The organism is Sphingomonas sp. (assembly GCF_003248515.1).
GTDB lineage: Bacteria > Pseudomonadota > Alphaproteobacteria > Sphingomonadales > Sphingomonadaceae > Sphingomonas_I.
In genome coordinates this window covers 153,796-165,558 of record NZ_QFOB01000009.1, presented here as the reverse complement: position 1 = coordinate 165,558, position 11,763 = coordinate 153,796, and the positions used below count along the sequence as shown (strand labels likewise).

At 62.7% G+C, this 11,763-nt stretch carries 15 protein-coding genes; 9 read left to right on the top strand and 6 right to left on the bottom strand.

Going from position 1 to position 11,763, the window contains the following annotated elements; all coding sequences use genetic code 11:
* Window positions 1–65: 65 nt before the first annotated feature.
* The 6 genes from DI605_RS15355 to DI605_RS15330 all read right to left on the bottom strand — a co-directional run bounded on the left by DI605_RS15355 (window position 66) and on the right by DI605_RS15330 (window position 3,605).
* Window positions 66–944 carry an asparagine synthase-related protein gene (locus DI605_RS15355; protein ID WP_293975618.1) on the bottom strand — a complete coding sequence of 293 codons (879 nt, stop codon included), beginning with the start codon at window positions 942–944 and terminating at the stop codon, window positions 66–68.
* Complete coding sequence (locus DI605_RS15350) at window positions 941–1,615, bottom strand: lasso peptide biosynthesis B2 protein (protein WP_293975616.1); 675 nt, start codon at window positions 1,613–1,615, stop codon at window positions 941–943. The genes DI605_RS15355 and DI605_RS15350 overlap by 4 nt, the downstream gene beginning before the upstream one ends.
* Window positions 1,616–1,672: 57 nt before the next feature.
* On the bottom strand, window positions 1,673–1,921 hold the full coding sequence (locus DI605_RS15345) for a benenodin family lasso peptide (RefSeq protein WP_293975614.1): 249 nt from the start codon (window positions 1,919–1,921) through the stop codon (window positions 1,673–1,675).
* Window positions 1,922–1,995: 74 nt separating this feature from the next.
* Entirely contained in the window at window positions 1,996–2,628 is a 633-nt protein-coding gene (locus tag DI605_RS15340; RefSeq protein ID WP_293975612.1) for a GntR family transcriptional regulator, read from the bottom strand.
* On the bottom strand, window positions 2,625–3,044 hold the full coding sequence (locus DI605_RS15335; protein WP_293975610.1) for a helix-turn-helix domain-containing protein: 420 nt from the start codon (window positions 3,042–3,044) through the stop codon (window positions 2,625–2,627). Before DI605_RS15335 ends, DI605_RS15340 begins: the two co-directional genes overlap by 4 nt.
* A 111-nt stretch (window positions 3,045–3,155) precedes the next feature.
* Window positions 3,156–3,605: a hypothetical protein gene (locus DI605_RS15330; protein ID WP_293975609.1), complete on the bottom strand. Its 450-nt coding sequence runs from the start codon at window positions 3,603–3,605 to the stop codon at window positions 3,156–3,158.
* A gap of 345 nt (window positions 3,606–3,950) precedes the next feature.
* On the opposite strand from DI605_RS15330, the gene DI605_RS15325 reads away from it, so the two are divergent.
* The 9 genes from DI605_RS15325 (at window position 3,951) to DI605_RS15285 (ending at window position 11,763) form a co-directional block, all read left to right on the top strand.
* A complete protein-coding gene (locus DI605_RS15325) occupies window positions 3,951–4,250 on the top strand; it encodes a hypothetical protein (RefSeq protein ID WP_293975608.1) in 300 nt (99 codons plus the stop codon).
* A complete protein-coding gene (locus DI605_RS15320; RefSeq protein WP_293975606.1) occupies window positions 4,234–4,998 on the top strand; it encodes a DsbC family protein in 765 nt (254 codons plus the stop codon). Before DI605_RS15325 ends, DI605_RS15320 begins: the two co-directional genes overlap by 17 nt.
* 198 nt (window positions 4,999–5,196) lie before the next feature.
* Complete coding sequence (locus DI605_RS15315) at window positions 5,197–5,514, top strand: hypothetical protein (protein WP_070157096.1); 318 nt, start codon at window positions 5,197–5,199, stop codon at window positions 5,512–5,514.
* A gap of 108 nt (window positions 5,515–5,622) precedes the next feature.
* The gene (locus tag DI605_RS15310; protein WP_293975601.1) at window positions 5,623–5,889 is read left to right on the top strand and encodes a type IV conjugative transfer system protein TraL; all 267 of its coding nucleotides are present in this window, start codon (window positions 5,623–5,625) and stop codon (window positions 5,887–5,889) included.
* Window positions 5,890–5,894: 5 nt separating this feature from the next.
* The gene (locus DI605_RS15305; RefSeq protein WP_293975599.1) at window positions 5,895–6,530 is read left to right on the top strand and encodes a TraE/TraK family type IV conjugative transfer system protein; all 636 of its coding nucleotides are present in this window, start codon (window positions 5,895–5,897) and stop codon (window positions 6,528–6,530) included.
* Between the two features lie 46 nt (window positions 6,531–6,576).
* The gene (locus tag DI605_RS15300) at window positions 6,577–7,308 is read left to right on the top strand and encodes a type-F conjugative transfer system secretin TraK (protein ID WP_293975597.1); all 732 of its coding nucleotides are present in this window, start codon (window positions 6,577–6,579) and stop codon (window positions 7,306–7,308) included.
* A gap of 68 nt (window positions 7,309–7,376) precedes the next feature.
* The gene (locus tag DI605_RS15295) at window positions 7,377–8,597 is read left to right on the top strand and encodes a TraB/VirB10 family protein (RefSeq protein WP_367120061.1); all 1,221 of its coding nucleotides are present in this window, start codon (window positions 7,377–7,379) and stop codon (window positions 8,595–8,597) included.
* Window positions 8,598–8,632: 35 nt separating this feature from the next.
* Window positions 8,633–9,268: a TraV family lipoprotein gene (locus tag DI605_RS15290; RefSeq protein ID WP_293975593.1), complete on the top strand. Its 636-nt coding sequence runs from the start codon at window positions 8,633–8,635 to the stop codon at window positions 9,266–9,268.
* A complete protein-coding gene (locus DI605_RS15285; RefSeq protein ID WP_293975591.1) occupies window positions 9,265–11,763 on the top strand; it encodes a TraC family protein in 2,499 nt (832 codons plus the stop codon). Before DI605_RS15290 ends, DI605_RS15285 begins: the two co-directional genes overlap by 4 nt.

The window sequence follows — 11,763 nt, the reverse complement described above, 5'->3', positions numbered from 1 at the left end:
CCGATGCTGCCAGGCGGGTTGTGCAACACCGCCCCGAGGGGCACCATACCAACCCCGGACTCCAGTTATGACTGGTAGAGCTTTGGGGAGCACGTCACCAGGTATGACGCCATGGTCCGAGCGAACGCTCTCTCGTCACCGAGTGGATCGTCCGTTGTGAGCGTCAGGAGCGACAGATCGTTTCCGACATTGCGAAGGCATGCGGCAACGATAGAAGAGTCGAGGCCTCCTGAGATGGTCAGAAGCCCTTTGTTGTAGAGCCTTCCCCAGCCGGAAACGCAGGATTGGACGGTTCTTTGAAGATCTGCTGCGACCTCGTCCGGCGATCGATCATCCAGGGAACCAACGAACTCCCAAGGGTCCCATCGGATAGCCGTCGTGGTACGTGACCCTTCGATTTCCAAAGAAGTGCCCGGGAGAAGTTGACCGACGCCGATGAGCGCAGTCCTGGTTTCGGGCATACCCGCGATTAAAAGCGCTCTGGCAATTCCCGTTGTGTCGATCGATAGGCTTGGCAATCCGGCAGCGCAGAACAGAGACGGCGCAGACGCCAAGACAAGTTCGCGGCCATGGCTCGTGTGGTAGCACGGCATGGCGCCAGAAGGATCGCGAATAACGGAAAGCGCGTTTTCCGACCGGATGAATGCAACATATCGGCCCCAGTACCGCCGGAGCAGGTGCTCCCCTTTGGATCTGCCGATGGCCTCGACCTCGGCCGGCTCAAGTTGTTCAATGCGTTCCTGTGGCCCGTAGCGGTGGAACAACGTACCGATGATGCAACCTTTTTCCTCTGGGAAGGTGATCAGCGCGCAGGGATCGCTGATGTCCAGGCGGAACCCCGGCATGATATCCTGTCTGCAAAGGGGAGATATCGTCGGACGGTCACCGTCCGCGTCGCAAACCAGGCCTCGACTGGCTATCCGCGCGACGAACTGGACGCTCATTCGAGGACCAGGATCGGCGTGTAGAGATTGACCTGCTCGGCGGTGTCGTTGAGCACCACGGCATCTTTCTGCACCCATGCATGCGCCGCAAATGGATCTGACCGCACTCCAATGACGAAGTGGACAGGGACCCCACGCGCGCGACAGAAGGAAAACATCGCCAGCGATCGCGCCAGACAACGGTTTGTCCGGCCAAAGACGAAGGCAGTATATTCGAACGCAGACACCATTCTGGACAGTCGGGATCCTGTCGCCGGGGAGCCAAGCCGCGACTGGGAAGGAATTTCCGCCGCACGTCTGATGACCGCTGATAGCGCCCGGCTTCGCAGCTGAATCGAGATGATCAGCTCCCAATATAGCGCGAGAGCCAGGGTGGGCATGTGGACCGTTGGCAGTTTACGCGCCTGGTGGTCAATTTCCACAGAGTGGATGACAGTAGCGGACAGCGAGCCGTCCGGGACCAGAGTCTCGATCAGATTGCCTCGTCCTATCAGCAAAGAAAGCGCTTCGTGAGCACCATCGAAGCCCTCACCGCGTCGGCTGACGAGTTTTTGGAAGGCGGATCCGCACGCCTGGGGTAAAGCAAAATATCGGTCGTGGATCAGATCGAGGAATATCACGCGGCGGCCTGCCTGGCAGTGATAGAGCCCATCTCTCAGTCGAAAGTACATCAATCTGGCCCCCGAAACAGTGGCGCGCGCCGGGGTCCGACGCGCGCCAAAGGATGTTCAGTCGTCCTCGAGACCGATTCCCATCAGCTGCCGCTGGATGACCGTGTCCCCCAGCCCTCCCGAATTGCCCTTGGTCTCCTGGGAGACAGAGCCGAGGTCGATCAGCTCGTCGGAATCGTGTTCGTCTTTGCGTTCCATTTCCATGCTCCTCATCAACCGCTGCAAATGAGCGGCGATCCAAAGGTAGAGCAGTTGAATATCTGCTGGCGCTGATATTTCGCGACAGTTTGGCGCGATATCCGCCAAGCTTGCTTCCCGAGATCTATGTTAATCGCAAAAGGACGCATCCTCCAGCCGATCCATTTGATAAATATAGATATTTAAAGGGTTTCCTGCATCTGGATAATTTTTTGTTGGTGGACAATTTTCCTTAGATGATAGGTTTCGATCCGCCGACGCGCGGCCTTGGGCAAGTTCGCGACGTCAAGGCTGGCGATGGCGGCCAGTTCTTTCTCCGCAGTCCGGGGATGCGTTGCATCGACGATTCGACTGTAGTGAAGTCTCTCATTGATCCGTCGTACATCTCTTGAAGCTTGGCGATTTCCCGCTGCATCGACCAGAGAAGTGAATATCCCTGTCGCCAGCTTCGCGACCGACACTGCCGAAGGCGTGACGGCAAGCGCCAAGCTTTGCTGAAAAGCCCCACGAATGGCAGATTCTCGCAGAGAAGAGAGCGTCGTTGCCATCAACTGCATATGCCACGCGAGGAGGTCGATCTGTTCTGCAGGCTCAGTAATGGGGACGAGGAATCCGCCATCTGGATGATGCACCAGAAGCCCCTCTCCCACCATGATGAATGCTGCCTCGCGCACCGGGGTTTTGCTCGTCCGATGGCGGTTCGCGAGATCCTGGAGATCGATCCGTCGTCCGGGCGTGAAATAGCCCGCAAGGTAGTCTTCCTTGAGGCCTTCATACACGCGCTCATGAAGCGGCGGGTCCATGGCCGACATCATAGTCCAGCGCCTGCAGGAATTGCCGCGACTTGCCATGCCGGGGTCAGGGCGCGCGTGAGATGATCGAGGTTCCGCTGCGCGATCATCTCGATACACATCCGCTCGAGATCACTGAGATCGCCCATCGCAAGTTGTCGCGGAAAGCACATCCGCTGTCCCGCGAAAAGCAAGGGTATCAGGATATGGCCCGTCGACAGTCCGAGCCGATAGGCACAGAGGAGATGGTCGTCGAGCCGCGAGCGAGGATTACCGGCTTCGATTTCCCGAAGCCAGCGCACGCCCATACCAAGTTCCCGCGCCAGATCGCGTTGCGTCAGGCGCCGTTTCTTCCGTGCCTCTTCAATGAGCCGTCCCGACTGTACTTTAACATACAGGATTGGACATTCGGCAACGGAAGTCGCTAAATCATGCGACATATCCGCTTCTCCTTACGGGAGATTCCGCCCGCCAAGGCAATTCCGTAAGTCGAAGGCTAAGGTGTACTTACCACCACCGTCAAGATACAACCTCGGCCAACCTGTCTGGATTTATCCAGTAAGATCATTGACCTCACGGCAAGCAGGTGTCCGTGCTCCCGACTGCAGAGCGCGATCAAAAGCGTCTATCAGGTCGGATTTTCCGGCTTTAGGGATTTGCATGAGCGCCAGGAGATAGATTGTACCGAGATTGGGTTGGCGGCCGTCGGGCGATGTCTCCTGTACCCGTTCGGTGATGCTTGTGGCGATATCCCAGAGCCGGTTGGACGCCCCGACGTGATGCTCCTCAGGACCGCCCAGACAATCAAGTTCATGCTTTTTCATCTGTTCGACGATCTCACTGGTCGACAAGGTGCTCAGATGTTCGACGGCCACGTGAAGGGTCGTTCCCCAGGCGATAAGGGAGCGCGTCACGCGAATCAGGTGGCAATGGGAATCGATGAGCACATCGAGTCCGGCCGGTGAAAGCCGGAGCTTGAAACTGCGTCTAGCCCGAACCATCGCTCCTTCTCCTGCCTTCGCTCATGCGTTGTCATCCGCCCGCGACCTCGAAAGGTTGCGTTTCCACGACGAATGGAGGCGAAAGCGGCACTATAATGCCGCTTTGATCCAAAGCTGATCTTTTCAACGCTTCGCGAGATCATTTCGCCACTTCCGTCGTACCGATGCTTTGTTTCACCGCTTCGGCACTTCAGTGCCCTCCCTATTGCGGCAGTCCCAACTGATCGTCATGCCTTGGGAAGTACCGGATCGGCGGCCCACACGGACATAAGTCCCGGCCTTCCCGCCCGGCCCAACCAAACCCCGAACCCCAGCGCCTCGCGGCGCCACGAGGAGACGTGTGCCATGGACTTTCCATGCCCATTGCCGATGCTTGCGGGCTCTCTGCTGCTCTGCGCAGCAGTTGTGCCCGCCAGCGCGCAGACCTATCGGCCCGACGCGGAAGGCTACCCTTGCGCCCGCAGCGCACCGCTCACCATCGTTCAGAGCGATCTCGGCTATGCGATCCGCGAAAAGGACGCGCGCCCCCAACCCGCATCGGTTCCCACCGCAGTCAAGATCGGCGCATCGCTCACCCTCGACAGCCGACTCTTCGCGCGCACCTCCCTCGTTCGTCCGGAGTCCAACCATGTTCCGCAGCGCTAAGCTGATCACGGCAGCGTTGCTTTGCGCGACGACGCCCACCTATGCCCAGGACAGCGGCGCCGAGCCGCTCACGGCTGCCGCCGCGGAAGCTCAGCGTGAATTGCGACAAACCTTTACCAACCTGACCTTCGAAGACTTTGGTCCGGCACCGGTCAAGGGGCCAATATATCAGGCCATTGCCGGCGGACGAGTCATCTATTTCGCACCCGAAAGCCAGCATCTTCTCTTCGCGGCGATCTACGACAAGAACGGGGTCAATCTGACAGCGCTGGCGCAAGACGCGAGCGCGAGGAAGCGTCTCGGCGCCATCAATCCTGCCGACGCGCTGGTGGTCGGGCCTGCAGGCGCGCCCAAGGTGATAGAATTCACCGATCCCGACTGCCCCTACTGCCAGGCGCTCGAGCGCTTCTGGCTAACGAAGGAAGCCGAAGGCAAGCCGGTGCAGCGTCTCGTCTATTTCGTAAGCGGCATCCATCCGCAGGCAGCTGCGAAGGCTGAGCATATCCTTTGCTCGCCCGATCCGCAGGCAACCTTCAAGGCCGTGTATGCCGGCGCGCAGCCCGCCTCTCTGCACAAGTGCCGGGCGGGCGCCGAGAAGGTCGCGCGCGACGCTGAAACGGTCCGCAAGATGGGTGTCTCGGGCACGCCCACGCTGTTCGTCGACGGCAAGCTGGTGTCGGGCTTCCAGCAGGGCGAACTCGAAAGCTTCCTCGAAGCTCAAAACCGCAAACCCCAGCCCAGCCCCTGACTGCGGCCGGCGACGATTTTGGCGGACCTCGTGCGTGCGCGGAGCGCGGCCGGGGACCGGGATGCCGGCGGGAGCGCGCCTCTTGGGGCCGTCCAGCGCAGCCGCCGGCCGGACACGTCGGAACGAGCCACGTGTCTCGGTCCGAGATCGGTACCGGCAAGCATGTTCCGGACGGTCCCACCCACAAGGAGACTGCATATGTTGACTATGCTTCGGGGAAGGACGTTCCGCACGATCGACGCGGCCGTCCTTTTCCTCCTGGCCGCGATCGCTGGTACCAGCGTCGCCTACGCGTTCCAGGCCCCCGCCGCAGGCGACCTCGGTTACGACATCTACGACATCGTCGTGAACCAGGGCGTCAAGGGACCGCTTGGCTTCGTAGGCGGCGTAGCCGCCTTCCTCTTCGGCGTCTCGCGGCTTTTCTCGAACATCATGATCGGCATCCCGACGATCGTGGCGGCGGTCTGCCTCATCAAGGCGGATTCGATCCTCCAGACCTTCGGCATGCTGATCTGAAGACAGGTCGGGGTGCCGGATCGACCGGCCCCCGCCCACCGCAACGGAAGGCGATGGTCGCCTTTCGGACCCCACGCCAGGCGGCGTGGTGAAGCAAGGGAGAAGGGCGTGGACGAACGTTTGCCGCAGTTCCTGCATCGGCCGGTCCAGATCCTCTGGTTCGACAGTCAGGAGTTCATCGTCGTCATGTCCACGATCTTCGTCGCGGTCATCGTCGGCGGGATCATCGGCTGGGCGCTCATCGGCGCTCTTCTCCTCTTCATTCCATGGAAGCGGACCAAGCCCCGTGGGTTCATCCCGCACCTGGCCTGGCGCTGGGGCCTTGCCCGCTTCCGCAACTATCCGGGTCCGACCCAGACCCGCTTCTTCGAGTAGGCGAGATGGCTCATCCTTTCAGGCGTAAGTCCCAGGCCGACATGATCGGCGATACGCGGCCTAGCTGGCACCTTCACCGCTATCTGCAGGGGTCGGCCAACCTCTTCGAGGAGAACCGCCTCCTCAAAGTGGCGATCGCAGGCCTCTTCGGCATCACCGCGGTGCTCGGGACGGTCATCTACACCTCGAACCAGAACACGCGCACGGTCGTCGTACCGTTCGGCGCGGACGGCGACCTCTATGTCACAGGTGACAAGCCCTCGGAGAGCTATCTCCGCGCGATCACCTTCAACATCGTCGGTCTTGCCGGCACCTATTCCTCTTATTCCGCCGACCGGCAGTTCCAGGAACTGCTGCGGATCGCGCACCCCAGCGCCTATAACGGCCTGCGCGACAGCCTGAACCGCCTGCTGGACGAACTCGGCAACAATCCGACACTTTCGATCGCGACCTATATTCGCAGCGACCAGCCCGTCAGCTGGAACGGCAGCGAGATCCTCGTCCCCGTCGAGAAGGTCCGCGTGATCGGCGGGGTCATCCGCAAGTTCCGGGGCAATCTGCGCATTCGCTACGCGCTCGAAAACGGCCGTTTCTGGCTGACCGCCCTCCAGGAGGAGAATTTCAGTGCCGACATCCGGTAATCGGGCGAGGCTTGCGTGCCTCGCCGGGGCACCTGTCCTTTTCATAGTGGCTGCGTCCCTGCCCTTCGCCGCGCCCGCCCTCGCCCAGTCGATCGCGGCGCTGCCCGACCAGACGAGCCGGATCCGGCTCTCCAATCGTGACGTCAATCATATCGTCTGCGTGGGCGGCGATATCGAGGACGTCAAATTCTCGGCCGAAAAGGGTCTCGCCGTCGAGCGCGGCGGCTCGGACGCCTGGGTCAAGTTCCTCGTGCTCGAGACCGACGATATGGGGGCCAAGACGCGCACTTATGTAACGACGCCTTCCGAATTCTTCGTCTCGTGCAACGGCGCGATCTACCCGCTCTATGCCGAACCCGCAGACATTCCGGCCCAGACGGTGACGCTGGTTCCGGGCGGCGCGCAGCGCGCCCGGGCCAATGACGCGCTCCTGGGACCGCTTGTCGAGGAAGAGCGGGCGGTCGGGATAGCACTGGCAATCCTGCAGGACCGGATACCGGCCTCCTTCTCTGAAGTGGCGCCATCGCGTGATCGACTTATCCTCACAGATCTTCCCGCCGCATCCCTGACGGAACGGCGGCGGCTCGAGGTCGAGGGCGCGGGCCTCTCGGTCAGCGAGTATCTCGTCCAGGCCAATGCTGCCACCATGCTCGATGAGCGCGACTTTCTCGACACCGCGCTCGGGGCCGACATCTTCGCCATCACGGTCGATCGCCTGACGCTGGGTCCCAATGAAACAGCGCGTCTGATCGTCGTCCGCCGGAGCGTTCAGCCATGACGACGTCAGACGACACTCCGCAGCCATCTCCGGTCGCGGCTTCCGCTGGCGGTGCCGACGACGCCGATATGGCGACGCGCCCTGCCTTGCTCGATTTCCGTGCACAGTGGTCGAAGCTGACGTCGGATCAGAAGCTGCGCGCCAAGCAATTGGGCGTGGTTTCGACGATCGCGCTGCTCGGCCTTGGCCTCTACACCGCCAGCACCAGCGGGAAGAAGGAAGCGCCCAAGGCGCCCCAGGCCTCCAATCTCGACATGGGTGCGGGCCTTCGCGGCGACAGCCTCGAAGTAAAACTGCGCGGGGATCTCCAGAAGATTCTCGACGGGCAGAGCTTGCTCGGCGACCGGGTCACCGCGATCGAGGAAGGCAAGGTCGTTCCCGGTGCCGGTTCTCATGCGCCTGCTGGAGGCGACGGCGGCGATCTCCCGCCCGCGATACCCGGCGAGGCACCTGCCTATCCGCCAGCGCCCCCCGAGGCAAAGGGCGCGGCCGACGAAATCCCCGCGCCGCCGATCGCACCTGCCGCGCCGCCGGCTCCGCCGGCGCCACCAACGGAACGTCAGATCGGCGCGATCGGCGGCGCGACGGCCACCCAGGCAGCGGAGGGAGGCGCGAGCGGCGGGGCTGCGTCAAAAAAAGGGAAGCGGACGATCTATTTGCCACCTGGTTTCATGAAGGCGCGGCTGCTGACAGGCATCGACGCGCTGGCGAGCCGGGACGCGACCAGTAATCCCGAGCCGATCATCGCCCGGGTCCAGGCGCCCGCCGTCCTCCCCAACGAGGTAAAGGCCAATCTCGCAGGCTGCTTCGTAGTCGGCAACGCGACCGGAAGCCTTGCGAAGGAGCGGGTCGAGATCCAGCTGGTGTCGATCTCCTGCGTGGACTTCGAGAGCCATGCGGTGGTCGACCAGGCAATCAAGGGTTTCTTCGTCGATGCCGACGGCAAGAAGGGCTTGTCGGGCAAAGTCGTGACCCGCGCTGGAGCGACGCTAGCCCGCTCGTTCATTGCCGGCACGATCGCGGGGATCTCTCAGAGCGTCGAAGGTTCGTTCGGCAGCCTCTCGACCTCGGCGCTCGGTAGCGTGCGCAGCCTCGACGCTGGAGACGCGATCAAGTCGGGCGTCGCCGGAGGCCTCTCCAAATCTTCGGACAAGCTCACCGATTTCTATCTCGATCTCGCCCGGCAAGCCGGGCCGGTGGTGGAGGTCGGCGCCGCCAAGGATGTCGTGGTCGTCGTCCAGGAGGGCCTTGCTCTCGAAATCAAGCCGTCGGTCGGAGCCAGGTTCTGATGCTCCCCGCGCGCCACCCCAAAGGAGGTACCGCCATGCGTTTGCTGGCCCATCCGTCGCTCCAACGCTCGCTGCTCTCGGCCAGCCTGCTCGCAAGCCTCGCAGGCTGCGCCACGGTCGGTTCGATCATGTCGCCTTATTCGGAGAAGTTCGACTGCAAAAACAGCGATCACGGCCAATGCATCCATCCTGACCGCGCCTATGCTGATGCGGTCGCCGGCGTCGCATCAAAATCCGACCCCAAGGTCACCAACGACCGCGCCATGCTGCGGGGCCAGGACCCGGGTCGCACAGGCACCCGCTCGCGCGCCGCAGCTGCCGGCAATGCCTATGGCAGCTATCGAGATAGCGTCTATCGTGAGCTCAAGGGCCTGATCGAAGCCCCGGTCACACCGATGCTCAAGCCCGCGCGCACGGTGCGCACGCTGATCCTGCCCTATGCCGATCGCCAGCGTCCCGACCGGCTCTATATGCCGCGCTATGTCTATTCGGTGATCGACAAGCCGGTCTGGGTTGTTGGCGGCGCGCTCGTCGCCCCGCCAGATCGCGCATCCCAAGCGCCGATCCTCGGTCAGATCCGCGACACCGCCGGCCCGGACGGGGAGTCGGCACCCGCGACCGTTCCCGCTGCGCCTGCGATCGTGCCCCCTGCTCCGGAGCCGCGCCCATGAGCGCGCTCAGCTATGCGCGCCTGCGCAGCGCCGTCCGGCGTGACAGCTTTTCGGACCACCTCCCGCTCGTCGCGTGGGACGAGGATACAGAAGCCTTTTTGTGCATCGACGACACCTGGGGTCATGCTTGGGAGCTGGTGCCGACCGCTTATATGTTCGCCCATGTCCAGGGCGCGCTGCAGGGCCTGCTCAACATCCATTTCCCCGACGGGACCGTCCTCCAGCTTCATACCTTCGCCGACCCGCTGATCGACGGCGCGCTCGACACATTCCTCGATCTGAAGACCCGCGACGATCCGCTGATCCAGGCCTCGGCGCGGCATACCCATTCCTATCTCAGCGAAGGCCGCCATGGCCTGAAGGCGCTGCACGGCATCCCGGTCCGAAACTTCCGGACATTGCTGTCGATCAAGACAAGGCGACCGCTCGGCGAGGATCTGCGCCGGCAGGTCGAGGAGCAATTGTCGAAACTCGGCATCCGCAGATTGCCGCCCGAGGAGATGGTCGCCTTCTATCGCCGCGTCTTCAACGGCGTCGCGAACCCGGCGCCAGGCGTGTTTGCCGATGGCACCACCGTCGGCGCGCCGCCGATCGCCAAACAGATCATCGATGCGGGACCCGATCTCGTGTTCGAGGGCGCGGAGGTGTTCCTCGGCAACCAGGTCGCGCGCTGCCTGACGCCCAAGGCGCCGGCGCGGCGCATCACGGCCGAGCGGGCCAACCGCTTCATGGGCGGGATGCGCGGGGCGTCCGAGGACAGCGACCAGATCGGCGGACCGTTCCTCTACACGCTCAACATCCTGTTCGACCATTCGCAGTTCGAGATCCACAAGCGCGCGCAGATCCTGTCGGCGCAGAAGGCGGCGGGCTCGTTTGCGGTCGAGGTCGGCAAGCAGATCGAAGAGATCGGCTGGATCCTCGACGAGGCGGGCAACAGCAAGTTCGTCCGCGTGATCCCGACCATCTGGGTGTTCGGGCGCGACCGCGCCCATGCTCGTGATCTCGCCGCGCGCGCCAAGCGGCTCTGGGAGGGTGAGCCCCTGCCTTTCTCGATGCAGGAAGAGAGCTATCTCAATCCCACCCTTCTGGTGATGAGCCTGCCCTTCGGTCTCTATCCCGACCGAACGACGCTGCGCCTGCTCGAGCGTGACTTCCGCATGCCGGTCAAGGCAGCGGTGCTGATGGCGCCGATCCAGACCGATTTCCGCGGCGGCGGCCGCCCCGCCCTGCTCTACACGGGACGCAAGGGCCAACTCGTCACGCTGGATCTCTTCGATCCGCGCATCAACAACTATAATTTCATCGTCTCGGCCGAGAGTGGCGCCGGCAAGAGCTTCCTGCTCAACAACCTGTGCCAGCAATATTTCGCCTGCGGCGCGCTGATCCGCATCATCGATATCGGCGGCAGCTACCGCAAGCTCTGCACGCTCTGCTCGGGGCGGTACATCGACATCGGCGAAGAGCATCTGGTGCTCAACCCCTTCGACATGGGGCTGGCGCTCGATGGCGACGATAAACAGTCGGCCATCACCATGGCGGTGGCGATCGTCGCCGAGATGGCGAACGCCTCGACCCGCAAGGGCGTGACGACGTCGGAATGGAATCTGCTGAAGTCGGCGGTCCAGTGGACGATCGACACCGGCCGGGCCGACAATGGCATCGATGCCGTGCGCGAATGGCTCGGCACCTATCCTTCCCTGGTCGAAACGACGCTCGACAGCGTGGAACATTTGGTTCCCACCGCGCGCGAGCTCGCCTTCAACCTGCGCGATTTCGGATCGGCCGGCGCCTACGGCCACTACTTCAACGGCCCTTCGACCCTCGACATTCGCAGCGACGAATTCGTCGTGCTCGAACTCGAGCGGCTGAAAGCCATGCCCGACCTGTTCAACGTCATCGTCATGGTGGTGGTGAACGCGGTCACGCAGGAGCTTTATCTCTCCGCGCGCGACCGTCCACGCTTCGTGCTCTGCGACGAGGCGGCCCAGTTCATGACCCGTACAGACGGACAGGACCTCTCGCGCCTCGCCGAAGCCTTTGGTCAGGGTTATCGACGCGCGCGCAAGTATCGCGGTTCGTTCGGTATCGTGCTGCAATCGATGAACGACCTCACGCTATTCGGCGGCACGGGTCAGGTGATCCTCGAAAATGCAGCGACGCGCTTCCTGCTGCAGGGGTCGACCTATGATCGGGCCGTCGACAACAAGATCCTCGACTATTCGGGGTTCGTTCTCGACCTGCTGAAATCGGTCCGCAATTCGAAGCCCAACTATTCCGAGGTCTTCATCGATTCGCCGCTGGGTCTGGGCATCGCCCGGCTCGTCGTCGATCCCTTCTCCTACTGGATCAATACCTCGGCGCCCGACGAGGTGGCAGCCTTCGAGGCGCTCATGCGCCAGGGACTCTCCCCGCTCGAGGCGATCTGCCGCCTGGCCGGCGTCGAGCCCTCGCAGATCCTGGGCGCGCCTGCCGCACCGGGCCAGGCGGGAGTCTGA

Bases quoted from the DNA above. Each gene is read 5' to 3' on its own strand.
- DI605_RS15355 (WP_293975618.1), bottom strand. From the start codon at position 944: ATGAGCGTCCAGTTCGTCGCGCGGATAGCCAGTCGAGGCCTGGTTTGC.
- DI605_RS15350 (WP_293975616.1), bottom strand. From the start codon at position 1,615: ATGTACTTTCGACTGAGAGATGGGCTCTATCACTGCCAGGCAGGCCGC.
- DI605_RS15340 (WP_293975612.1), bottom strand. From the start codon at position 2,628: ATGATGTCGGCCATGGACCCGCCGCTTCATGAGCGCGTGTATGAAGGC.
- DI605_RS15335 (WP_293975610.1), bottom strand. From the start codon at position 3,044: ATGTCGCATGATTTAGCGACTTCCGTTGCCGAATGTCCAATCCTGTAT.
- DI605_RS15330 (WP_293975609.1), bottom strand. From the start codon at position 3,605: ATGGTTCGGGCTAGACGCAGTTTCAAGCTCCGGCTTTCACCGGCCGGA.
- DI605_RS15325 (WP_293975608.1), top strand. From the start codon at position 3,951: ATGGACTTTCCATGCCCATTGCCGATGCTTGCGGGCTCTCTGCTGCTC.
- DI605_RS15320 (WP_293975606.1), top strand. From the start codon at position 4,234: ATGTTCCGCAGCGCTAAGCTGATCACGGCAGCGTTGCTTTGCGCGACG.
- DI605_RS15315 (WP_070157096.1), top strand. From the start codon at position 5,197: ATGTTGACTATGCTTCGGGGAAGGACGTTCCGCACGATCGACGCGGCC.
- DI605_RS15305 (WP_293975599.1), top strand. From the start codon at position 5,895: ATGGCTCATCCTTTCAGGCGTAAGTCCCAGGCCGACATGATCGGCGAT.
- DI605_RS15295 (WP_367120061.1), top strand. From the start codon at position 7,377: ATGGCGACGCGCCCTGCCTTGCTCGATTTCCGTGCACAGTGGTCGAAG.
- DI605_RS15290 (WP_293975593.1), top strand. From the start codon at position 8,633: ATGCGTTTGCTGGCCCATCCGTCGCTCCAACGCTCGCTGCTCTCGGCC.
- DI605_RS15285 (WP_293975591.1), top strand. From the start codon at position 9,265: ATGAGCGCGCTCAGCTATGCGCGCCTGCGCAGCGCCGTCCGGCGTGAC.